Origin of the sequence: Streptomyces sp. NPDC049541 (assembly GCF_044465725.1) — a bacterium.
In the GTDB taxonomy this organism is placed as follows: Bacteria; Actinomycetota; Actinomycetes; order Streptomycetales; family Streptomycetaceae; genus Streptomyces.
Genome location: NZ_JBITLY010000010.1, coordinates 353,228 through 373,691 on the forward strand (window position 1 = coordinate 353,228; position 20,464 = coordinate 373,691).

The window sequence follows — 20,464 nt, forward strand, 5'->3', positions numbered from 1 at the left end:
CTTTTCCGGGGCTGTGGCGGGAGTTTGAGAAGGGCCGGTGCCCGGTGCTCATGCCCCGGGCCGCATGTTCCAGCCCGCGATCACGGGTCGCCCGTGTTCCGTCCCCAGTCGGCACACCGTCCCGGTGGCCAGCTGGAACAGGGCGCCGCCCGACGGCGGCAGACCCAGCCGTCGGGCCGTGAGTACCCGTAGGAAGTGGCCGTGTGCCACCAGGACCACACAGCCCTCGGTGTTGGCGAGTGCCGCGTCCACCTTGGCGAGCATGCGGTCCGCGCGCTCGCCGACCTGCTCGGGGGTCTCCCCTGGGTGGTCCGGCGGCCCGGGCTCCACGCCGTCCCGGAACAGGAACCAGTCCGGCCGGGTGCGCTGGATCTCGACGGTCGTGATCCCCTCGTAGCCGCCGTAGTCCCACTCCCGCAGATCCGGGTCGACCCGCACGTCCCGCAGCCCGATCAGCTCCGCCGTCTCCCGTGCCCGCTGCAGCGGGCTGGCGAACGCGGCCCCGATCCGGTGCGAGCGGATCAGCGGCACCAGCTGCCGGGCCTCCGCACGGCCGCGCTCGGTCAGCGGCACGTCCGTCCAGCCGGTGTGCCGCCCGGACCGCGACCACTCGGTCTCACCGTGCCGCACGAGAAACACGTCGCCCATGCCGCGCACCCTTCCCGTTCGGACCCGCCGGACCACGGCCGCGCAGGCCTTACCCCCACCGTGTCACGAGGCCGAGGCGGCCCGCAGTACGGCATCGGCCAGACGGCCGTTCTCGGGGGACGCGCCGACGCCCGAGGGGAAGGCGAAACGACGCCGGGTGTAGGCGTAGGCCACCCCGCTCGCCGGATCGGCGAAGGCCAGCGAGCCCGTCGCGCCGCTGTGTCCGAAGGAGTCCTCGCCGAGGAGCGGGTAGCGGCCTGCCAGGTACTCGAAGCCCACCGCGAAGTGGTCGTCGCCGCCGGTCACCAGGTCGGGGCCGGGTGTCCGCAGCCCGCCGAACAGGGCCGTCGTCTCGCGGGTGAGCAGGGGCGCCCTGCCGTCCACCGTGCTGATCGCGGCCGCGTACATGCCGGCCACCCCGCGCGCATTGCCCACACCGCCCGAGGACGCCGGGCCGAGCGCCCGCGTGCGGCGGTCGTTCGCGAAGGCGAGCAGGTCGGTGGGCTCGGAGGCGTTCAGATTGAAGGCGATGTACCGGATGCTGCCGGGGGCGGCCGCCCGGGCCGCCAGCGCGGCGGCCTCCTCGGGGGTGGGAAGGAGCGGCTGCACCTTCCGCCACCGCGGCTCCAGCTCCTCGGGCTGGCCGAGGTGGAAGTCCAGGCCGTAGGGCGCTCGGATGCGCTCCTCGTACAGCTCCTGGATCGACTTCCCGGTGGCCCGGCGCACCACCTCGCCGGTGAGCGCACCGATGACGAGCCCGTGGTAGCCGTACCCGCTCTCCGGGTCCCACAGCGGCTTCTGCCCGGCGAGGCGTGCCGCCATGAGCCGGTCGTCGGCCAGCTCCACCGCGCTGAAACCGCCGTCGGGGATGCCGACCAGCCCGGCCCGGTGCTCCAGCAGCTCCCGCAGCGTCAGCCGCTCCTTGCCCTCCACGCCGAACTCGGGCCAGTACGCGGCCACTTCACGGTCCAGGTCCAGCACGCCGTCCTGGACCAGCAGCGCGACGACCAGATGCGCCGCGCCCTTGGTGATGGAGAAGAGACTGGTCAGCGAGGACCCGTCGATCCCTTCCCCGGCCCACAGGTCCACCACCCGCCGCCCGTGGTGGTACGCCACGAGCTGCGCGCCGGGCTCGTGCCGCTCCCCGGCGAGGAAGGCGGCGAACTCCTCGCGAACGCCCTCGAATCCCTCGGACACCGTTCCCTGTACGTCGTGCGACATGCAAAGCCCCCTGTTCGGTGATCGGACACGGAATCGACCAACAGGGGGCCGCGGCACGGCATTCCCGCTACTGGCGGTATCCGCTCAGGAACCGCCCGATCCGGCCGATCGCCGCCTCCAGATCGTCCGCGTACGGCAGCGTCAGGATCCGGAAGTGGTCCGGTGTCGGCCAGTTGAAGCCGGTGCCCTGCACGACCTGGATCTTCTCCCGCAGCAGCAGGTCCAGGACGAACTTCTCGTCGTCGTGGATGTTGTGCACCTTGGGGTCGATGCGTGGGAACGCGTACAGGGCGCCCTTGGGCTTCACGCAGGACACCCCGGGGATCTCGTTCAGCTTCTCCCAGGCGACGTTGCGCTGCTCGTGGAGGCGGCCGCCGGGCGCGGTCAGTTCGCGGATCGACTGGCGGCCGCCGAGCGCGGCCTGGATCGCGTACTGGGCGGGCGCGTTGGCGCACAGCCGCATGGAGGCCAGCATCGTCAGGCCCTCCAGGTAGTTCTTCGCGTGCTGCTTCGGGCCGGTGACCACCAGCCAGCCCGAGCGGAAGCCGGCCACCCGGTACGTCTTCGAGAGGCCGCAGAAGGTGAGGACCACCAGGTCGGGGGCGAGCGCGGCGGCCGAGTGGTGCACGGCGTCGTCGTAGAGGATCTGGTCGTAGATCTCGTCGGCGAAGACCATCAGGCCGTGGCGGCGGGCGAGGTCGAGGATGCCCTCGATGATCTCCTTGGGGTAGACCGCGCCGGTGGGGTTGTTCGGGTTGATGATGACGACGGCCTTGGTGCGGTCGGTGATCTTCGAGGCCATGTCGTCCAGGTCGGGGTACCAGTCGGCCTGTTCGTCGCACAGGTAGTGGACGGCCTTGCCGCCGGCGAGGGTCGTCACCGCGGTCCAGAGGGGGAAGTCCGGGGCGGGGATGAGGATCTCGTCGCCGTCCTCGACCAGCGCCTGTACGGCCATCGAGACCAGCTCGGAGACGCCGTTGCCGAGGAAGACGTCGTCGACGTCGACCTCCAGGCCCAGGGTCTGGTAGCGCTGGGCGACCGCACGACGGGCGGAGAGGATGCCACGCGAGTCCGTGTAGCCGTGCGCCTGCGGGAGCATCCGGATCATGTCCTGGAGGATCTCCTCCGGCGCCTCGAAGCCGAACACCGCGGGGTTGCCGGTGTTCAGGCGCAGCACGCTGTGGCCCGCCTCCTCCAGCGCGTTGGCGTGCTCGATCACCGGGCCGCGGATCTCGTAACAGACCTCGCTGAGCTTGTTCGACTGCCGGAACTCCATGCTCGCTCGCCCCTCCGCTTTCGTGTGTTGCTTGGTTTTACCAAGTTCGAGCTTGGAAAGTCCAACAACATGTCTAGACTGCGTCGCATGTCACGACGCCGAAGCTACGACCAGTACTGTTCCGCCGCCCGCGCCCTCGATCTCGTCGGCGACCGCTGGACCCTGCTGATCGTCCGCGAGCTGCTGGCCGGCCCTCGCCGCTACACGGACCTGCACGCGGACCTGCCCGGCGTGAGCACGGACGTACTCGCCTCACGGCTGAAGGACATGGAGCGGGACGGGCTCAGCACGCGCCGCCGGTTGCCGCCGCCCGGGGCGGCCTACGTCTACGAACTCACCCCGCGCGGGCGCGAGTTGCTGCCCGTGCTGCAGGCGCTGAGCGTGTGGGGCCAGGGCGAGCTGGGTGAGCGTCGGCCCACGGACGCCCTGCGCGCCCACTGGTTCGCACTGCCCCTGCTGCGCTCACTGGAGGGGGAGGGGCTGGTCGAGGTCCGGCTGGAGGAGGGGGACTTCCACCTGTACGTCGGCACCGAGGACGGCCCGCTGTACGGCGACGGGCCCGCCCCCGGGGAACCCGACGCGCGACTGACCCTGGACGCCGAAACGGGCGCGGCCCTCGCGCGCGGCGAACTGACCCTGCCTGACGCGGTACGAGACGGACGGGTCACCGTCACCGGCGACGGCACCCTCGCGAAGGTGCTGCGCGAGGCGTGAGAGGCGGAAGGCCCGTCGGCCGCGGGCCTTGTGTGGGGTGTCAGGCGCTTGGCGGCGCCTGGGAGGGCCGTTCCGGCGTGTGGGTCGGCGCGTATTCGTGAGGCGCGGTGCGGCTGGGGCGGGTCGTCGTCGGCGGCGGGGGGACCCTCGCGAAGTCGCTGCGCGAGGCGTGAGAGGCGGAAGGCCCGTCGGCCGCGGGCCTTGTGTGGGGTGTCAGGCGCTTGGCGGCGCCTGGGAGGGCCGTTCCGGCGCGTGGGTCGGCGCGTACTCGTGAGGCGCGGTGCGGCTGGGGCGGGTCGTCGTCGGCGGCGGGGGGACCCTCGCGAAGGTGCTGCGCGAGGCGTGAGAGGGGGAAGGCCCGTCGGCCGCGGGCCTTGTGTGGGGTGTCAGGCGCTTGGCGGCGCCTGGGAGGGCCGTTCCGGCGCGTGAGGCAGGGCGTTTCGCGAGCACGGGCACCCTGGCTGTGGTGCGGGGTGAGGCCCGGATGGCAGAAGGCCCGCCGGATGCGGGCCTTCTGGGGGAGTGTCAGGCGCCGGGGGGCACCCGTGAGGGGCGTCCTGTACCGCGAGTGAGTGCGTAGCCGCCGACGCCTGCGAGCGCGGCCAGTACGCCGCCGATCGCGGTCCACACCCAACGGTCCGACCACCAGCCGGACGCCCAGCCGTCCTCGGGCTCGATTCTCGACAGCACGGCGGACTTCGGCGAATCCCCGTCCTCGGACTCGGAGGCCACGGCGACCCCCGGCACCAGCGGCTTCGCCAGCGAGCCGTCCACGGCCGCCGCGCCGCCGATGTCCTTGGAGCCGACCCGGACCGAGGCGCGGACCGGCTGGCCGAGGTCGGCCGGCGCCAGGCTCACCACGGTCAGCCGTATGTAGTACGTCCCCGGCAGCGGGTCGTCGGCCCACGGCTCCGACCAGGCGCGCACGGTACGCAGCGTGCAGGCCAGGTCGACCGAGGGCGTGCCCTGCGCCGCGGTGCGCGTCTGCGCCCCGTACTGGCAGGCCTGACGGCGCCGCAGTCCGTCGTACACGTCGATCTGCCAGGTCTGCGCCGCATGCGTGTCCGGCAGCTTCACCGTCGCCTCGACGGTGGGGCGCTGACCGGCGTCCGCGGGGAACGACCAGTACAGGTAGTCGCCCGTGGAGCCGACCGCCGTGGCCTGCTGCCCCTGCTCGAACTCCGTCGCCGTACGGAAGGACGTACCCGCCGAGGTCGGCGCCGAGCTGCCCGCGGAGGCGCTGGGCGACGGCGAGGAGTCGGCCGCCGCGGGAGCGGCCGCCAGCCCCAGTGCCAGCAGGGCCGCGCTCAACACACGTGTGATCCGCATCAGTTGGTCCTCCAGACCGCGACCCGCCAGCGTGACAGCCAGCCCCAGATCAGACCGGCCAGGAAGCCGACCAGCACCAGTACGCCGAGCAGCCACCAGCCGCGGCCGAGGCCGAAGGAGGCCACGTCGCTCGCGTGGGACGGGCCGTCGACCACGTCCACGGTCAGCTCCAGCGGCAGACCGGGCGTGGTCTTCACGCCGGAGGCCGCCGAGAAGGAGTTGGTGACCTGGAGGCAGACCGTCTCCGCGGCGGGCTTGTCGCTGTCGTCGTCGTCCCGTTCGGGCTTGGGGTAGCGCAGCCCGGTGGAGATGACGTCCGTACGACCGGTGCCCGCGGCCTCCCCGCGCACGATCTCGCGGCCGTGCACGGTGACGGCCCGCAGCAGCGCCCCGTAGTCCGGACCGACGGCCCGGTCGGCCGCCACGCTCACCGAGGCGCGCAGCTCCTGGCCCGCCATGACCTCCACGCGGTACCAGCGCTGCTGCCCGAACTCCTCGCGGTCCGTGTACAGACCGGACTTCAGGACCGGCGCGTCCGTGCACTGTGCGGCGCCCTCGGTGGCGACCGGAGTCACCACGGGGTTGGCCGCCCGGTCCACCAACTGGTTCACCTTGTCGGTGAGTTCGTCGGTGTGCTCGACCGAGGTGTAGGTGCCGCCGGTCGCCTCGGCGATACAGCTGAGCTGCTTGTTCAGCTTGGTGTCGGGAACCAGGCCGAGGGTGTCGATGGTCATCCCGATGCCCTTGGCGGCGATCTCGCGGGCCACCTCGCACGGGTCGAGCGGGGCGCAGGTGTCCTCGCCGTCGGTGATCAGCACGATCCGCTTGGAGCCGTCGCCGCCCCGCAGATCGTCGGCCGCCTTGAGGAGGGCCGGGCCGATCGGGGTCCAGCCGGTGGGCGAGAGGGTCGCCACCGCGGTCTTCGCCTCGGTGCGGTCCAGGGTGCTGACCGGGTAGAGCTGCGCGGTGTCCTTGCAGCCCGTCTTCCGGTCGTTGCCCGGGTAGTTGGCGCCGAGCGTGCGGATGCCGAGCTGGACCTCCGCGGGCGTCGCGTCGAGCACCTCGTTGAACGCCTGCTTCGCCGCGGCCATCCGGGTCCCGCCGTCGATGTCCCGGGTCCGCATGGAACCGCTGACGTCGAGGACGAGATCGACCTTCGCGGTGGCCTCGCCCGTGGGTTCGCCGGCCGTCGCCGCGGCCGGGAAGGCCGTCCCGGCCGCCAGGGCGGCGAGCAGGGCGCACACTCCTGCCGCCAGCCGTTGTCTTCTGATCATCGGCGGATCTTATTGATCAGATGTGCCGGGCTCCAAAACGAGCGTCAGCGGGTCGGCGGGCGCAGGGGATTGGGCAGCTCGGCCCACTGGTCACCGGGCGTCCCGGGCGACATCCGCATCAGCGTCAGCGCCTTCGTGGGCAGTGGCTCTTCGAGCAGCGCGGCCAGGTCGGGGGTGCGCGGCAGCTCCCGTACGGCCGACTTCAGTGCTGTCCCGAGTGCCGGCGCCGAACCCGCCGTACCGGCGAGGGCGCCCGCCACCAGCGACCCGAACAGCTTGCGCCGCAGCGCCGTCACGTCGTCGGTGACGATCCGTCCGGACAGCTCAGGCACCGGGAGGCCGTGCCGGGCCAGCCGCGCCGGGCTGACGCGGATGTCGGCGAGATCGCGGTAGACCAGCCGCAGCGGGGCACCCGTCGCCGAGAGGACGACCAGAAGGTTCTGGCCATGCGCCTCAAGGGCCACTCCCAGCTCCAGCAGGCGCAGGCCGACGGTGAGGGTGAGGCGGGTGAAGTCGGCGAGCCAGGCGGGGGATTCGGGCAGCGCGGTGGTGGCGAGCGCGGCCACCGGCACGACCCGCTCGCCACGGGCCGTCGAGGCGTACGTCTGCGGCGACTCCCGCAGCACTGCGGCGAGGTCCGCGGACTCGGCCGTGGCCGCACCCCAGGTGCGCGTGACGTGCAGCAGGCCGTCGGCGCGCGCCGTCAGTGACTCCGCGAACGCGGACAACGTCGCGGACAGCGCGATCGAGTAGCGCGAGATGTCCCGCACCGAGGACGTCAGCCGGGCGCTCAGCGCGGTCTTGACATGCGGGCCGCCGGGCACCGCGAGGGTGCGCAGGGACATCAGCGGGTGCGCGGTGAGCTGCACGTCGCAGCTCCGCTTGAGCACATGCGCCGCCTGCCACGGGTGCACCGGCAGCAACAGCCGTTCCCCGTCCCGCAGGTCGTCCGGCCACGCCCCGGTCACCAGGCACTCGTCGGCCCGGACCGGCAGCAGACCCAGCTCCACCCGCGGCCGGTGCTCGGGCCCGTAGGCCAGCTGCTCGGCCACCGAGAAACCCGGCCGGGAACGGCAGCCCGGGTGGAAGGGATGCCCGTCCACCACCCGCTGCTCCCACTCCCAGTCCCGCGCGGGCCACTCGTCCGGGCGGCGCTCCTGACCGGCCCGGGACAGCGCCAACGACGCCACGCTGTGCCCGAGTTCGGCCGCGAAGTCGACGCAGTGCGGCACCGCGAGGTCGGTCATCAGCCGCGCCGGATGGTCGTACGCCACGCTGTCCAGGTGCACGGCGGTGACGTAGGCGGCGGTGGCGTACGGATCCGCGGCCGGGCCGTGCAGCCGCCGTCCGTCGCTCAGGCGCAGGGTGAGACCGTCCCGGTCCGGGTGCCGGCCGGTGATCCACGGCAGCGGCTCATGGGCGAGCGCCCGCCACAGCCGGGTCAGCACGGCCGCCCGGGCACCCGGCAGCTCGGCCGCGTACCGTGACAGAAGCGCGGGGCGTACGACGGCCAGCTCGTCGGCGACCTCGGCCTCCGCGGGGTGGGGACGGTGCACGGGCGGGCTCCTCGGGTACGAGTAGGGCGTCACTGACGGGAGGTGACGGCATACATACTGATCGTCTCCGCCCCAATGGACCTCAGGGAACGAGTGGATCGCGTGGATCTCATCCCCCCGCACACCGGTGCCGACCCCGCCGTCCGTGCCGACGCATACGCGGCCGCACCGCTCCTGAACTGTCTGCTGCGTGAGGTGGCCCAGCCGGTCGGGCGGGCCGGCGAGCGCCTCACCTACCGGCTGCCCGGTGTCGACCGGCTGCTGCGGGTCCGCGGCGAGCGGCGGCCCGCCGAACCCGAGGTGTACGCGGCGGGCCACTGGCACCCCGTCGGCCACACCGAACTGGTCAAGCTCGTCGCCGAGGAACTGCGCCGCCACACGGGCCTGTCCAACCACGAACTCCCCGCCGAGATGATCGACAGCCGGGACGCCGTGGCCGCACTGCTGGCCGCCCGCGCCAGGGTGACGGCGCCCGAGGACCCGTACCGGCGCTCCGAGCAGTCCCTGATCACCGGCCACCCCTGCCATCCGGCCCCCAAGGCACGCGGCGGCGGCCCGGTCGCGGGCTGGCTGCCGTACGCACCCGAGGCCCACGCCCGCTTCCCGCTGGCGCTGCTCGGGGTGCGCGCGGACCTGGTCGTCGAGGAGGGCGACACCTCGGCGCTGGACGCCCTCGGCGAGGCCCCGCCCGGCTACCGGCTGCTGCCCGCCCACCCCTGGCAGCTGGACCTCGTGGACCTCGCGCCCGCCTTCGCCGACGGCCGCCTGGTCCGGCTGGGCGCGACCGCCTTCGAGGCCTGGCCCACGGCCGCGATCCGCACCCTCTACGCCCCCGAGCACGACCTCTTCCTGAAGTTCAGCCTCGACGTCCGCATCACCAACGACATCCGTCGGCTGTGGCGCCACGACCTGCTGAAACTCCGCCGCACGGATGAGGCGGCGGCCGCCGCCCTCGCCGCCGTGGACGGCCCTGCGGCCTGGCTCGGCGACCGCGGCTACCGCACCGCCGACTTCGCCTTCGAGGAACTCGCCGTCCTGGTGCGCGACGGGCTGCACGGCCATGTGCTGCCCGGCACCACCCCGCTGCTCGCCGCGGGCCTGGTGGAGGGCTTCGCGGGCAGCCCGCTCGACGGGGCCGGCGACCCGGAGGCCTGGTGGGAGGCGTACCTCACGGCCGTCGTGCCCCCGGTGCTGGCAGCCTTCGCCGACCACGGGGTCGTACTCGAGGCACATCTGCAGAACACGCTGGTCGCCGTCGACACGGACGGCACCCCGGTGCAGGCGCTGTTCCGGGACGCCGAGGGCGTGAAGCTGCTGCCGGAGGTGCCGCGCGCGGCCGGCTGGGAACGGCTGGTCTACTGCCTGGTCGTCAACCACCTCACCGAGGTCGCAGCCACCCTGGCCGAACGGCATCCCGGCCTCGACCCCTGGCCCGCCGCCCGCCGCGAACTCGCCCGCCACGACCTCCCCGAGACCGCCGCCCTGCTCACCGCCCCGACCATTCCCGGCAAGACGAACCTGCTGCTGCGCTGGACGGGCGCGGACGGCGCGGACGCCCGCTATCTGCCGCTGCCGAACCCACTCGCCGCAGGTCAGAAGCGCTCGTAGCAAGGAATTGGCCAAGCTTTCTCAAAATCGACCCACAGGGATCTATTAGGTAAGCCTTCCCTCATCTAGTTTTCGGGGGTACCTCTCCGCTCTTCCCACTGGAGTCCCCCGAATGTCCGGTTCCCAGGTAGCCCTGCTCGGCGCCATCGCAGGGTTCACCATCTACCTCGGCCTGCCCCTCGGCCGACTGCGCAACCCCAGCCCGCGGCTGCGCGCAGGTCTGAACGCCGTCGCCATCGGCATTCTGATCTTCCTGGTCTGGGACGTCCTGACCCACGCCTGGGAGCCGGTCGACGAGGCGCTGGGCAAGCACGACTGGGGCACCGTGTCCTCCGGAAGCCTGACCCTCGCCGTGGGCCTCGGAGTCGGTCTGATGAGCCTGGTGTACTACGACGGCTGGATCGCCCGTCGTGCCGCCTCCGCAGCGCGGCCCGCCGGCCCCGGTGCCGCCGCCTCCGCCGAGCTGGCCCCCCGGGTCCGCAGCCAGGCCGGCTCGCTCGCGCTGATGATCGCCACCGGTATCGGCCTGCACAACTTCGCCGAGGGCCTGGCCATCGGCAACTCCGCGGCCCAGGGCGAACTCTCCCTCGCCGTACTCCTCATCATCGGCTTCGGGCTGCACAACGCCACCGAGGGGTTCGGCATCGTCGCTCCGCTGGCCGCCGAGGGTGAACGCCCCTCATGGGCCACGCTGTTGCTGCTCGGCCTGATCGGCGGCGGCCCCACCTTCCTCGGCACCGTGGTCGGCCAGCACCTGGTCGACGACACCGTGTCGATCGCCTTCCTGGGTCTGGCCGCGGGGTCGATCCTCTACGTGGTCATCGAGCTGCTGGCCGTCGCCCGCAAGGCCGCGCTGAAGACCCTGACCACCTGGTGCGTCCTGCTGGGCCTCGTCCTCGGCTTCGCCACCGACGCCGTCGTCACCGCCGCCGGGGCCTGAAGCCTCCGCACGTCGCTGCTGAGTGCCGGTCAGGGCGCGGTGCAGGAGTGGGGGAGCGGTGAGCGTGCGCGGGGACGGTGGGTGCGCAGCCGCCTGGTGACCTGGGCGAGGTCGGCGATGAAGAGCCGGGCGAGTTCGGTGGTGAAGCCGGGGCGCACGACCAGACGCAGGACGGAGACGTCCTGGCAGGGTTCGGGGAAGGCGTAGGCGGGCAGCTGCCAGCCGCGGGCACGCATCGCGTGGGACACGTCGAACACCGTGAAGTCCGCCGTGCCGGGAGCGAGGCGGAAGGCGAAGGCGGGAAGCTCGGAGCCGTCCGTGATCAGTTCGTACGGCGTCATGTTCCGGATCCGGGCGGCCAGTGCGAGGGCGGTCGTACGGCACTGGCCGGCCAGTTTCCTGAGCCCTTCGAAGCCGTAGCGCAGGAAGTTGTAGTACTGGGCGACGACGTGGGCGCCGGGGCGGGAGAAGTTGAGGGTGAAGGTGGGGGAGGTGCCTCCGAGGTAGTCGACGTGGAACACCAGGTCCTCGGGGAGGGTTTCGGCATCTCGCCACAGGGCCCAGCCGAGGCCGGGGAAGACGTGGCCGTACTTGTGTCCCGAGGCGTTGATGGACGCGATGCGTTCGAGCTGGAAGTCCCACATGAGACCGGGATCGAGGAAGGGCGCCACCAGCGCGCCGGAGGCGCCGTCGACATGCACGGGGATGTCGGTTCCGGTGGCGGCCTGGTATCCGTCCAGGGCCATGCAGATGTCCGCGACCGGCTCGTAGGAGCCGTCGAAGGTGGAGCCGAGGATGGCGACGACACCGATGGTGTTGTCGTCGCAGTAGGCGGTGAGCGTGTCGGCGGTGAGGTGGTACCGGCCCGGCTCCATGGGGACGTAACGGGGCTCCACCTCGAAGTAGTTGGCGAATTTCTTCCAGCACACCTGGACGTTCGCGCCCATCACGAGGTTCGGGTGCGCGGTGTCCTTGCCCTGTGCACGCCGACGGGCCTGCCAGCGGCGCTTGAGCGCGAGCCCGGCGAGCATGGCCGCCTCGCTGGACCCGGTGGTGGAGCAGCCGCGCACCTGCTCCGGGTGCGGCGCGTGCCACAGCCGGGCGAGCATCTGCACGCAGCGTTCTTCCATCGCGGTGATCTGCGGGTACTCGGCGCGGTCCGCGAGGTTCTTCTCGGCGGTCTCGGCCATGAGCTGCCGGGCCTGTGGCTCCATCCACGTCGTCACGAAGGTGGCGAGGTTGAGCCGCGCGTTGCCGTCGAGCATCAACTCGTCCCGTACGCGGCGGCAGACGGCGTCGGGCGATGATTCCGAGCTGGGCAGTTCGTCGGACGGGAGGAAGAGGTCCTCGGCCGAGTGCCGGCGGGAGAGGGGGGACGTGATCAGGGAGTCGGGCTCTGTTTCCGGCATGACGCCGGTGTCCGGGGTGGGCATGGGAGGGTGAAGGCCTTTCTGGCGTGTGCGAACCGCGTACATCTCGGACGCTAGATCCTCCACGGAGTCGGCATATGTGCCGATTACACCGATCCAGTGATCGATTTGCATACTAATGGGCTGGATTTTCCACGTGTCAATGCTGATCATGGGTTGGCCGTGGCAATGCCGACGGCGCGGCGCCCTCCGGAGGCAACGGGAGTCGCATGTTTCGGCAACCGCCGCTGATTCGGAGAGGTTCGATCAAGGGGTGGTTGGGGCAACTGCGGTGTCCCTAAGATGTATTGCCTTGCGTGCTGATGCGCTTCGATGGCGCGGGAGTGGGGGCGACGATGGAGTCGGGAAAGCGTTTGTCGACGAAGATTGATGCGACGGTTCCGACGGCCGCTCGTATGTACGACCACTATCTGGGCGGCAAGGACAACTACGCCGTCGACCGGGCTGCCTGCGAGGAACTCGACAAGGTCGTGCCCAGCACCCGGGCGCTCGCCCTGAACAACCGGCGCTTCCTGCAGCGGGTGGTGGGGACGCTGGCGCGGGATTACGGCATGCGCCAGTTCCTCGACCACGGATCGGGGCTGCCGACGCAGAACAACGTGCACCAGGTGGCCCAGCAGATCGATCCGGCGTCGCGTGTGGTCTACGTCGACAACGACCCGATGGTCCTGGTGCATGGCCGGGCCCTGCTGGAGCAGAACGAGCGCACCGCCGTCATCCAGGCGGACCTGCGCGACACCGAGGTGATCTTCTCCCATCCCGACACCCAGCGGCTGATCGACTTCTCGCAGCCGGTGGCGGTGCTGTTCAACTCGGTGTTCCACTGCATCCCGGACAGCGACAGCGACGGGCCCCTGGCAGTGGTACGGCGAGTGGCCGAGCGGCTCGTGCCCGGCAGCTGTCTGGTGATGTGCCAGCTGGTCAGCGACGACCCCGAGGTGCGGGACTTCGTCACCAATTTCATGGATCAGGCCACGCAGGGACACTGGGGCCGGGTGCGGCAGGAGCAGGACGTCGCGGAGTGGTTCGAGGGGATGGAGATTCTCGAACCGGGCCTGGTGGAGGTGTCCACCTGGCGGCCGGACAGCGAAGTGGCGCCGCGTCAGCTCACCCAGGAGTGGATCGAGTTCGGCGGTGTGGGCCGGCTCCGGTAGTGAGGCGCCCGGGGGTCATGCCCCCGCGTAGCGCCGCTCGGCGGTGTCACGGAGGAGGGCCAGCGACTCACGGGGATCGAGGGCCTCGTCGGCCAGCCGGTCCAGGATCACCCGGTACTCCTCCGTCTCGTCCCGGTCCTCCAGGAAGGTGGCGCTCCTGATGTGCTCGAGATAGACGATGTCGGGCAGGTCGAGACCGCCGAAGCGCAGGTAGGTGACGGGGATGGCCGGCGCGGACGCGTTCGTCACGTCCAAGGGGACGATCTGGACGGTCACATGGGGCAGCTGAGCCATCGTGACCAGGTGCTCCAGCTGCCCGCGCATCACTTCGCGGCTGCCCAGGATGCGCAGCAGCACCGACTCGTCGATGACCGCCCAGAGCTGCGGCGCATCCGCCCGCCGCAGCAACTCCGCCCGTCGCATACGGAGTTCGACGCGGCGCTCCACCTCGCGGGCCGGGGCCGTGGGCAGTCCGCGCTCCACCACGGCGCGGGTGTAGGCCGGAGTCTGCAGCAGTCCGGGCACGTACTGGATCTCGAACGTGCGGATCGCCTGGGCGGCTTCCTGCAGCCCGACCAGCCGGTCGAACCACTCCGGCATCAGCCGCTTGTCGAAGCGCTGCCACCACCCCGGTTCCCCGGCCCGGCGCAGCAACTGCAGCAGCACCGACGTCTCGTGGTCCTCCGTCTTGTACAGCTCCAGCAGGGCTCGCACATCGCTCTCGGTGGGCGGGCGGCGGCCCTTGCCCGCCTCGATGCGCGACAGTTTCGCCGGGCTGAACCCCACTGCGCGGGCAGCCTGTTCCTGAGCGAGGCCGACGTCTTCGCGGATGCCTGCCAGCTGCACCCCGACCAGCATCTTCAGCAGGGTCGGAGCGGGTTCGGTGCTCTTCAGATACGGTTCGAGGCGGGAGATGCGCGGTGACTCGCTGTGCATCCTGACTCCCTGTGGACAGGCGACGACACGCCGCATTATCGCATTGCCGTGTCCGCCGGTGCATGCCTCGGCCGAAGCGCGCCGCCGGGAACCGCGTCACAGCAGGTGGTCGAACTCGCCGTCCTTCGCGCCCGCCAGGAAGGCGGCCACCTCGACCGGCGTGTAGACGAGGGCCGGCCCGTGCGGGTCACGGGAGTTGCGCATGGCGATGCCTCCTCCGGGCAGGGCGGCCACCTCGACGCAGTTCCCCTCGGCATTGCTGTGACGGCTCTTGATCCAGTCCACGCCCAGCGAACTGGCCCGCACCCCATTCTGAACTGACGGCACGACACTCTCCTTGCAGGTGTTCCGTCACGCCGGCGACCTGGCGCCCCATGGGTGCGGGCCATCGGCGTGCGGGGACGGACTCCCTCTCGACGCGCGCAATTTCCCGTGAAATTGCACGAAGTCGTTCTCGGCGTGGATAATAGCCAAGGCGTCAACCTCCATGCAGACGCCCCGTTTCCTGACGTCCTCTCAGGGAGGCGCTGTGTCGTCCGCGCACCCAGCAGCCTTGTTCAGCCCGGCTACGAGCACGGCCGATCGGAGTGCACCGCAGGATGTGCGCACGCATGGCGCGCCCACAACAGCCGCCCTGCGCCTGCCCGACACCGGCCATGAATGCGCCCAAGCGCGCGCCTTCACCCACCGCACCCTGACCTTCTGGCAGTTGGGCCACTGCCGTGACGACGCGCTGAGCATCGTCTCCGAACTCGTCGCCAACGCCGTGGTGCACGCCCGGCCGGACAACCCCGCGGACGAGGTCGCGCCCGGGGTGTGGCTGAAGCTCACCCTGCGCCCCCGCCACCTGGTGTGTGCCGTCACCGACCAGGGCAGCGGCCTGCCGGCCTGCCCGAGGACAACGGACCACCTCCACGAGCACGGCCGCGGTCTGCACATCGTCGACGCCCTGTCCCAGCACTGGGGCTGGACCCGCTCCGCCCCCACCGGCAAGACCGTCTGGGCCATGCTGCCCACCCGGCGCAGCGTCCGGGCCGACGGGACGGCGACGCCCTGACACGATGAGCAGGATTGTGAGACACGACCGGTCGGCCGCCACGCTCGGGGACGTGGCGCAGGTGCCGTGGCGCGAGATCAAGGACACCACGGGCTCCGCTGCGGCCATCCCCTTCCTGCTCGCCGCCCTCGCCTCGGGCGACGCAGGGGCGGCCCGCACCGCGCTGGAAGGGCTGCGCAACCGGATCTGCCGGTACGGCTTCGTCGTCGACCAGGCGACCGCCGTCACCGTCCCCTTCCTGTGGGACCTCGCCCTGCGCCCCGAGGTCACCTGCCGGGCCCAGATCCTCGACCTGCTGCGGAACATCGCCGGCGCGCGACAGTGGGAGACCACGGCCGCCGCCTACCCGAAGCTGCGCCGCCGCCATGGCCACTACGTCGCCTGGGAGGACGCGGCCCGCCGCGCCGTCCGTGCGCACAGCGGTGCCATCCCGCGGCTGCTGAACGATCAGAACGCCGAACTGGTCCACGCCACCGAGGAACTCGCCTCGGCACTGGCCACCTGACGAGGTCTTGCGGGGCCCGGCAGCGACGCCCGTGGAGCCTGCGGCAAGTGCCTGCACCTGGAAGCCCGCGTCGGCGATCACCCCCCGGTTACTATGCTCACTTCATGCCGGAGGCCGGAAGCAAGGGGCGGACGGCCATGGCCGGTCTGCTGGGGGTGACCTGAGGACATGCTGAGAGAGGTCACCGCGACCCGCTACGTCGCCCCTCTGCGGTCCGGCGGCTCCGTCCCCGGAGTCGTCGAGGCCGACGACCTGGGGACGTACGTGGTGAAGTTCACCGGGTCCGCGCAGGGCCGCAAGGCGCTGGTCGCCGAGGTGATCGTCGGGGAGCTGGCCCGGGCGCTCGGGCTGCGCTTTCCCGAGCTGGTGCTGGTGCACTTCGACCCGGCGATCGCCGACGGCGAGCCCCACCAGGAGGTGCGGGAGCTGCACAGCGCCAGCGCGGGGATCAACCTCGGCATGGACTACCTGCCGGGCGCACGGGACTTCACCCCGGAGGTCGCGAAGTCGTTCCCGGTCGATGCGCTGGAGGCGGGCCGGATCGTCTGGCTCGACGCGCTGACCGTGAACGTGGACCGCACGGTCCACAGCTCGAACCTGATGGTCTGGCCGACGCTCGGGACCGTACCGCCGCGGCTGTGGCTGATCGACCACGGCGCGGCCCTCGTCTTCCACCACCGCTGGGACAGCTCGGACCCCACCAAGGCGTACGACTTCCGGCATCACGCCCTCGGCCACTACGCCCCCGACGTGCGGGCGGCCGACGCGGAGCTGGCGCCGAAGGTGACGCGGGAGCTGCTGCGGGGCATCGCCGCGGAGGTCCCCGACGCCTGGCTGGCCGGAGAGGAGGGCTTCGCGACCCCGGACGACATCCGGGCCGCCTACGTGGACTACCTCCACGCGCGCGTGCAGGCCTCCGCGGACTGGCTCCCCACCGACTTCCCCACCCGGGAGGAACTCGCCGCCGAGGAGGCCCTCCGGACGGCGCGTACCCAGCAAGGCCGCCCGGACTGGCTGAAGCGGGTCCCCGACCTGCACGGCAAACCGGCGGCGGAACAGGATTGGTCGGTGCACCTCGGATGAGTCCCGTCGTACAGATCGAGTACTGCACCCAGTGCCGCTGGCTGCCCCGCGCGGCCTGGCTGGCACAGGAGCTGCTCACCACCTTCGAGGCGGAGCTGACCGAGCTGTCGCTCAAGCCCGGCACCGGCGGCGTCTTCGTCGTCCGGGTCGACGACGAGGTGGTCTGGGACCGCCGCGAACAGGGCTTCCCGGAGCCGACGGCCGTGAAGCAGGCCGTACGCGACCGAGTGGCCCCGGGAAGGTCCCTGGGCCACTCGGACAAGGCGTCGCAGGACTAGCTCGGCAGTAGGTCAGCCCTTGAGCTGCTCGTACGCGGGCAGCGTGAGGAAGTCCGCGTAGTTCTCGTCGAGGGAGACCTGCAGCAGCAGGTCGTGGGCCTGCTGCCAGTGGCCGGCCGCGAAGGCCTCCTCGCCGATCTCCTGACGGATGTTGGACAGCTCCTCGGCGGCGACCTTGCGAGCCAGCTCCGGGGTGGCCTTCTCGCCGTTCTCGAACTCGACGCCCGCGTTGATCCACTGCCAGATCTGCGAGCGGGAGATCTCGGCGGTGGCCGCGTCCTCCATCAGGTTGAAGATGGCGACCGCGCCGAGCCCGCGCAGCCAGGCCTCGATGTAACGGATGCCGACCTGCACGGCGTTGACCAGGCCGTTGTACGTCGGCTTCGCGTCCAGGGAGTCGACGGCGATGAGGTCGGCGGCCTCGACGTGGACGTCCTCACGCAGCCGGTCCTTCTGGTTGGGCTTGTCGCCGAGCACCTTGTCGAAGGACTCCATGGCGATCGGGACCAGGTCGGGGTGGGCGACCCAGGAGCCGTCGAAACCGTCGTTCGCCTCACGGTCCTTGTCGGCACGGACCTTCTCGAAGGCGACCTTGTTGACCTCGGCGTCCCGGCGGGAGGGGATGAACGCGGCCATGCCGCCGATCGCGTGCGCGCCGCGCTTGTGACAGGTGCGGACGAGGAGTTCGGTGTACGCCCGCATGAACGGCGCCGTCATCGTGACCGCGTTGCGGTCTGGCAGGACGAACTTGGCGCCGCCGTCACGGAAGTTCTTGACGATGGAGAACAGGTAGTCCCAGCGGCCCGCGTTCAACCCCGAGGCGTGGTCGCGGAGTTCGTAGAGGATCTCCTCCATCTCGTACGCGGCCGTGATCGTCTCGATCAGGACGGTGGCGCGGATGGTGCCCTGCGGGATGCCGAGGTAGTCCTGCGCGAAGACGAACACGTCGTTCCACAGGCGCGCTTCGAGGTGCGACTCGGTCTTCGGGAGGTAGAAGTACGGGCCCTTGCCGAGGTCAAGCAGGCGCCGGGCGTTGTGGAAGAAGTACAGGCCGAAGTCGACGAAGGCGCCCGGGACGGGGGTGCCGTCGGCGTCGACGAGGTGGCGCTCGTTCAGGTGCCAGCCGCGCGGGCGCATGACGACCGTCGCCAGCTCCTCGTTCGGGCGCAGGGCGTACGACTTGCCGCTCGCCGGGTCGGTGAAGTCGATGGCGCGGGTGTACGCGTCAGCCAGGTTGACCTGGCCGAGGACCACGTTCTCCCAGGTCGGCGCGGAGGCGTCCTCGAAGTCCGCGAGCCACACCTTGGCGCCCGAGTTGAGGGCGTTGATGGTCATCTTGCGGTCGGTGGGGCCGGTGATCTCCACCCGGCGGTCGTTCAGGGCGGCGGGGGAGGGGGCCACCTTCCAGGAGTCGTCCGCGCGGATCGCGGCCGTCTCCGGCAGGAAGTCGAGCGTGGAGGTGCGGGCGATCTCGGCGCGGCGCTCCGCGCGGCGGGCGAGGAGTTCGTCACGCCGGGGCGTGAACCGCCGGTGCAGCTCGGCCACGAAGGCCAGGGCCGCCTCCGTGAGGACCTCCTCCTGCCGCGGCAGCGGCTCGGCGTCGACGATGGCCAGCGGGGACGGCGCTGGTGCGGACATGAGCTGTCACTTCCTTCAGCGGTGGCACCGGGTGCCAGTCGAACCGGGTACGGCGAGGGGCGCCCCTGGAGCGGTAGGGCGCTTCTGAACAGTGGATACTAGTTTCCTCATTGTGGAAGTTCAATGGTTTGTTGATATCGAGATTCTCCGGGTCGAGGGAAGGTGGCGCTCGGTGCCACCCCGGTCACTCAAGGTTCAAGGTTCACTCAAGGTGGACCAGATCGGCTTCCGTGTCGATGTCGTACGGCTGTGCCACGTCCCCGCACTCGACGAGCGCGATCGCCGACTCGTGCGCCTTGAGGTAGGCGCGGGCCCCGCGGTCCCCGGTGGCGGTCTCGGCGATGCCCGCCCAGTGCGCCCTGCCGAAGAGGACGGGATGGCCGCGTACGCCCTCGTAGGCGGCCGAGACCAGGGAGCGCTCGTCCCGGTAGGCGGCCAGCACCCGCCCGGCCGCCTCGGGGCCGATCCCCGGCTGGTCGACGAGCGAGACGAGCGCGGCGCACGCACCCGTACCGGCCAGTGAGTCCAGCCCGGCCCGCAGTGAGGTGCCCATGCCCTGTTCCCACTCCGGGTTCTCCACGAGCACGCACCCCTCCAGCTCGGCCCGCTCCCGTACGGCGTCGGCCCGCGCCCCCAGGACCACGTGGACACGGGTGCAGCCGGCCGCGCGCAGCACGCCGACCGCATGCTCGACGAGCGGCCGTCCGTGGTGCTGAAGCAGCGCCTTAGGGCGCCCGCCGAGCCGCCGGCCGCCGCCGGCGGCCAGGACCAGCCCGGCCACCTGCTGTTCGTTCTCCGTCATGCGTCCTGCATACCTGACGCCAGTGCGAGTGCACGGTTTCCGGGGGCTGAATTTCGGTCCTCACAGTGGCGCACGGGGCATCGGGTGGCGTTTACTGACCCGCGTCCCCCGGCGCCCGACCAGCGCCACGGGGCCGCACCGCGGGAGTACGAGGAAACTGCGCACGAGGGCGTGCGAGGGGGAGAGCTGTGTTGCGGAGCTTGGGGCAGAGGCCAGTGACCGGCAGCGACGAGGACCCGAGAGTGGCGGAACTGCGGACCGCGGTGTCCCGGCTGCGCCGCGAACTCGCCGCGCACCCCGCCGAGTTCCCCGACCGCGGCATAGCCGAGGACGAACTCGCCGCCCTCGCCGCCATGACGATCGACGGCGCCCCCGAAATCCCCCGGCTGCGCCGGTCGCTGCTGCTGATCGCCGGCGCGATCGGGTCCGTGAGCGCGCTGGCCAGGGGCCTGTCGGACGTACGCAACGCGGTGGACCTGTTCGGGGAACCACCGCGCCGCTGAGCCGCCTTCCGGGGCCCGCTCAGACCTCGACGACCAGTTCGTAGCCGCTGCTCTGCATGTCCTCGCACAGGACGTAGGCGGCGTCGAAGCGCTCCTTGAACTCGGGGGAGCCCTGCCAGGCGCGCATCGCGTCGAGGTCCTGCCAGCTGGCGAAGGACACGAAGGAGTTCGGGTTGCGGACGTCGCGGATCAGACGAGCCCCGAGGAACCCCTCGTTCGCCTCCTTGGTCCAGGTCAGGAACTCCCGCCAGCGTTCGATGAACTCGTCGGCGTTACCCTCCTTGACCTGCCACTTCCCCGAGGACCAGTGCTTGTTCTCCTGCAGCATGGTGGACACCTCGCTCCGCTTCCGCACTGCCGGTCCCCCGGTTTCCAGGCTAGGCCCTTTCGTTTGGATCAGGTCGGCCGTAGGGAACCGCGCCTTGCAGCCGCCCCGAGCGGGGTCATGAGGGGTCCCCCCGCTCGGGCGAAGCCGAGAGTGGGGGAGCGTGCAGCTGCAAGGCGGAGGAGGC

At 71.3% G+C, this 20,464-nt stretch carries 21 protein-coding genes; 9 read left to right on the forward strand and 12 right to left on the reverse strand.

Annotated features, from left to right (window positions below; translation table 11 throughout):
* Window positions 1-48: 48 nt before the first annotated feature.
* The 3 genes from ACIBW9_RS33330 to ACIBW9_RS33340 form a co-directional block, all read right to left on the reverse strand.
* Window positions 49-648, reverse strand: coding sequence for a histidine phosphatase family protein (locus ACIBW9_RS33330; protein WP_398960738.1), 600 nt, complete (start codon window positions 646-648; stop codon window positions 49-51).
* 63 nt (window positions 649-711) lie between these two features.
* Entirely contained in the window at window positions 712-1,869 is a 1,158-nt protein-coding gene (locus ACIBW9_RS33335; RefSeq protein WP_398960739.1) for a serine hydrolase domain-containing protein, read from the reverse strand.
* 67 nt (window positions 1,870-1,936) lie between these two features.
* Window positions 1,937-3,145: a pyridoxal phosphate-dependent aminotransferase gene (locus ACIBW9_RS33340; RefSeq protein WP_389077640.1), complete on the reverse strand. Its 1,209-nt coding sequence runs from the start codon at window positions 3,143-3,145 to the stop codon at window positions 1,937-1,939.
* 87 nt (window positions 3,146-3,232) lie between these two features.
* On the opposite strand from ACIBW9_RS33340, the gene ACIBW9_RS33345 reads away from it, so the two are divergent.
* The gene (locus ACIBW9_RS33345) at window positions 3,233-3,859 is read left to right on the forward strand and encodes a winged helix-turn-helix transcriptional regulator (RefSeq protein WP_398960740.1); all 627 of its coding nucleotides are present in this window, start codon (window positions 3,233-3,235) and stop codon (window positions 3,857-3,859) included.
* A 525-nt stretch (window positions 3,860-4,384) separates the two neighbouring features.
* Here the strand turns inward: ACIBW9_RS33345 and ACIBW9_RS33350 are convergent.
* Genes ACIBW9_RS33350 through ACIBW9_RS33360 form a run of 3 tightly spaced genes read right to left on the reverse strand, consistent with a single transcriptional unit; the run spans window position 4,385 to window position 8,018 of the window.
* Window positions 4,385-5,188: a hypothetical protein gene (locus tag ACIBW9_RS33350; protein WP_398960741.1), complete on the reverse strand. Its 804-nt coding sequence runs from the start codon at window positions 5,186-5,188 to the stop codon at window positions 4,385-4,387.
* On the reverse strand, window positions 5,188-6,462 hold the full coding sequence (locus ACIBW9_RS33355; RefSeq protein ID WP_398960742.1) for a VWA domain-containing protein: 1,275 nt from the start codon (window positions 6,460-6,462) through the stop codon (window positions 5,188-5,190). The genes ACIBW9_RS33350 and ACIBW9_RS33355 overlap by 1 nt, the downstream gene beginning before the upstream one ends.
* A gap of 44 nt (window positions 6,463-6,506) precedes the next feature.
* The gene (locus ACIBW9_RS33360) at window positions 6,507-8,018 is read right to left on the reverse strand and encodes an IucA/IucC family protein (RefSeq protein ID WP_398960743.1); all 1,512 of its coding nucleotides are present in this window, start codon (window positions 8,016-8,018) and stop codon (window positions 6,507-6,509) included.
* A gap of 75 nt (window positions 8,019-8,093) precedes the next feature.
* Between ACIBW9_RS33360 and ACIBW9_RS33365 the strand changes: the two genes are divergently transcribed.
* Both ACIBW9_RS33365 and ACIBW9_RS33370 read left to right on the forward strand, forming a co-directional pair.
* Window positions 8,094-9,626 carry an IucA/IucC family protein gene (locus ACIBW9_RS33365; RefSeq protein WP_398960771.1) on the forward strand — a complete coding sequence of 511 codons (1,533 nt, stop codon included), beginning with the start codon at window positions 8,094-8,096 and terminating at the stop codon, window positions 9,624-9,626.
* 112 nt (window positions 9,627-9,738) lie between these two features.
* Complete coding sequence (locus ACIBW9_RS33370; RefSeq protein WP_398960744.1) at window positions 9,739-10,566, forward strand: ZIP family metal transporter; 828 nt, start codon at window positions 9,739-9,741, stop codon at window positions 10,564-10,566.
* 29 nt (window positions 10,567-10,595) lie between these two features.
* Here the strand turns inward: ACIBW9_RS33370 and ACIBW9_RS33375 are convergent, their stop codons facing one another.
* Entirely contained in the window at window positions 10,596-11,975 is a 1,380-nt protein-coding gene (locus tag ACIBW9_RS33375; protein ID WP_398960745.1) for a glutamate decarboxylase, read from the reverse strand.
* 356 nt (window positions 11,976-12,331) lie between these two features.
* Here ACIBW9_RS33375 and ACIBW9_RS33380 point away from each other — a divergent pair, with 356 nt between their 5' ends.
* Window positions 12,332-13,150: an SAM-dependent methyltransferase gene (locus tag ACIBW9_RS33380; RefSeq protein ID WP_398960746.1), complete on the forward strand. Its 819-nt coding sequence runs from the start codon at window positions 12,332-12,334 to the stop codon at window positions 13,148-13,150.
* 15 nt (window positions 13,151-13,165) lie between these two features.
* Here the strand turns inward: ACIBW9_RS33380 and ACIBW9_RS33385 are convergent, their stop codons facing one another.
* Together ACIBW9_RS33385 and ACIBW9_RS33390 are read right to left on the reverse strand one after the other, a co-directional pair.
* Window positions 13,166-14,086, reverse strand: a complete 921-nt coding sequence (locus ACIBW9_RS33385; protein ID WP_398960747.1) for a helix-turn-helix domain-containing protein — start codon at window positions 14,084-14,086, stop codon at window positions 13,166-13,168.
* Window positions 14,087-14,182: 96 nt separating this feature from the next.
* On the reverse strand, window positions 14,183-14,413 hold the full coding sequence (locus tag ACIBW9_RS33390) for a DUF397 domain-containing protein (RefSeq protein ID WP_344397927.1): 231 nt from the start codon (window positions 14,411-14,413) through the stop codon (window positions 14,183-14,185).
* A 274-nt stretch (window positions 14,414-14,687) separates the two neighbouring features.
* On the opposite strand from ACIBW9_RS33390, the gene ACIBW9_RS33395 reads away from it, so the two are divergent.
* The 4 genes from ACIBW9_RS33395 to ACIBW9_RS33410 all read left to right on the forward strand — a co-directional run bounded on the left by ACIBW9_RS33395 (window position 14,688) and on the right by ACIBW9_RS33410 (window position 17,009).
* Window positions 14,688-15,143: an ATP-binding protein gene (locus ACIBW9_RS33395; protein ID WP_398960748.1), complete on the forward strand. Its 456-nt coding sequence runs from the start codon at window positions 14,688-14,690 to the stop codon at window positions 15,141-15,143.
* Window positions 15,144-15,147: 4 nt separating this feature from the next.
* Complete coding sequence (locus ACIBW9_RS33400; RefSeq protein ID WP_398960749.1) at window positions 15,148-15,648, forward strand: hypothetical protein; 501 nt, start codon at window positions 15,148-15,150, stop codon at window positions 15,646-15,648.
* Between the two features lie 168 nt (window positions 15,649-15,816).
* A complete protein-coding gene (locus tag ACIBW9_RS33405; protein WP_398960750.1) occupies window positions 15,817-16,731 on the forward strand; it encodes a HipA family kinase in 915 nt (304 codons plus the stop codon).
* Window positions 16,728-17,009 (forward strand): SelT/SelW/SelH family protein, encoded by a 282-nt coding sequence (locus tag ACIBW9_RS33410; RefSeq protein ID WP_115910050.1) that lies wholly within the window; start codon window positions 16,728-16,730, stop codon window positions 17,007-17,009. Before ACIBW9_RS33405 ends, ACIBW9_RS33410 begins: the two co-directional genes overlap by 4 nt.
* A 12-nt stretch (window positions 17,010-17,021) precedes the next feature.
* On the opposite strand, the gene aceB is transcribed toward ACIBW9_RS33410, so the two are convergent.
* The gene (gene aceB / locus ACIBW9_RS33415; RefSeq protein ID WP_398960751.1) at window positions 17,022-18,647 is read right to left on the reverse strand and encodes a malate synthase A; all 1,626 of its coding nucleotides are present in this window, start codon (window positions 18,645-18,647) and stop codon (window positions 17,022-17,024) included.
* A 202-nt stretch (window positions 18,648-18,849) separates the two neighbouring features.
* Entirely contained in the window at window positions 18,850-19,449 is a 600-nt protein-coding gene (locus ACIBW9_RS33420) for an NTP transferase domain-containing protein (RefSeq protein ID WP_398960752.1), read from the reverse strand.
* Between the two features lie 215 nt (window positions 19,450-19,664).
* Here ACIBW9_RS33420 and ACIBW9_RS33425 point away from each other — a divergent pair, with 215 nt between their 5' ends.
* The gene (locus ACIBW9_RS33425) at window positions 19,665-19,952 is read left to right on the forward strand and encodes a DUF5955 family protein (RefSeq protein ID WP_398960753.1); all 288 of its coding nucleotides are present in this window, start codon (window positions 19,665-19,667) and stop codon (window positions 19,950-19,952) included.
* Window positions 19,953-19,971: 19 nt separating this feature from the next.
* Here the strand turns inward: ACIBW9_RS33425 and ACIBW9_RS33430 are convergent, their stop codons facing one another.
* Complete coding sequence (locus tag ACIBW9_RS33430; RefSeq protein ID WP_398960754.1) at window positions 19,972-20,280, reverse strand: antibiotic biosynthesis monooxygenase family protein; 309 nt, start codon at window positions 20,278-20,280, stop codon at window positions 19,972-19,974.
* Window positions 20,281-20,464: the final 184 nt, after the last annotated feature.

Excerpts from the sequence above, each read along its gene's own strand:
- ACIBW9_RS33330 (WP_398960738.1), bottom strand. The coding sequence starts at position 648 with ATGGGCGACGTGTTTCTCGTGCGGCACGGTGAGACCGAGTGGTCGCGG.
- ACIBW9_RS33335 (WP_398960739.1), bottom strand. The coding sequence starts at position 1,869 with ATGTCGCACGACGTACAGGGAACGGTGTCCGAGGGATTCGAGGGCGTT.
- ACIBW9_RS33340 (WP_389077640.1), bottom strand. The coding sequence starts at position 3,145 with ATGGAGTTCCGGCAGTCGAACAAGCTCAGCGAGGTCTGTTACGAGATC.
- ACIBW9_RS33345 (WP_398960740.1), top strand. The coding sequence starts at position 3,233 with ATGTCACGACGCCGAAGCTACGACCAGTACTGTTCCGCCGCCCGCGCC.
- ACIBW9_RS33350 (WP_398960741.1), bottom strand. The coding sequence starts at position 5,188 with ATGCGGATCACACGTGTGTTGAGCGCGGCCCTGCTGGCACTGGGGCTG.
- ACIBW9_RS33355 (WP_398960742.1), bottom strand. The coding sequence starts at position 6,462 with ATGATCAGAAGACAACGGCTGGCGGCAGGAGTGTGCGCCCTGCTCGCC.
- ACIBW9_RS33365 (WP_398960771.1), top strand. The coding sequence starts at position 8,094 with ATGGACCTCAGGGAACGAGTGGATCGCGTGGATCTCATCCCCCCGCAC.
- ACIBW9_RS33370 (WP_398960744.1), top strand. The coding sequence starts at position 9,739 with ATGTCCGGTTCCCAGGTAGCCCTGCTCGGCGCCATCGCAGGGTTCACC.
- ACIBW9_RS33375 (WP_398960745.1), bottom strand. The coding sequence starts at position 11,975 with ATGCCGGAAACAGAGCCCGACTCCCTGATCACGTCCCCCCTCTCCCGC.
- ACIBW9_RS33380 (WP_398960746.1), top strand. The coding sequence starts at position 12,332 with ATGGAGTCGGGAAAGCGTTTGTCGACGAAGATTGATGCGACGGTTCCG.
- ACIBW9_RS33385 (WP_398960747.1), bottom strand. The coding sequence starts at position 14,086 with ATGCACAGCGAGTCACCGCGCATCTCCCGCCTCGAACCGTATCTGAAG.
- ACIBW9_RS33400 (WP_398960749.1), top strand. The coding sequence starts at position 15,148 with ATGAGCAGGATTGTGAGACACGACCGGTCGGCCGCCACGCTCGGGGAC.
- ACIBW9_RS33405 (WP_398960750.1), top strand. The coding sequence starts at position 15,817 with ATGCTGAGAGAGGTCACCGCGACCCGCTACGTCGCCCCTCTGCGGTCC.
- ACIBW9_RS33410 (WP_115910050.1), top strand. The coding sequence starts at position 16,728 with ATGAGTCCCGTCGTACAGATCGAGTACTGCACCCAGTGCCGCTGGCTG.
- aceB (WP_398960751.1), bottom strand. The coding sequence starts at position 18,647 with ATGTCCGCACCAGCGCCGTCCCCGCTGGCCATCGTCGACGCCGAGCCG.
- ACIBW9_RS33420 (WP_398960752.1), bottom strand. The coding sequence starts at position 19,449 with ATGACGGAGAACGAACAGCAGGTGGCCGGGCTGGTCCTGGCCGCCGGC.
- ACIBW9_RS33430 (WP_398960754.1), bottom strand. The coding sequence starts at position 20,280 with ATGCTGCAGGAGAACAAGCACTGGTCCTCGGGGAAGTGGCAGGTCAAG.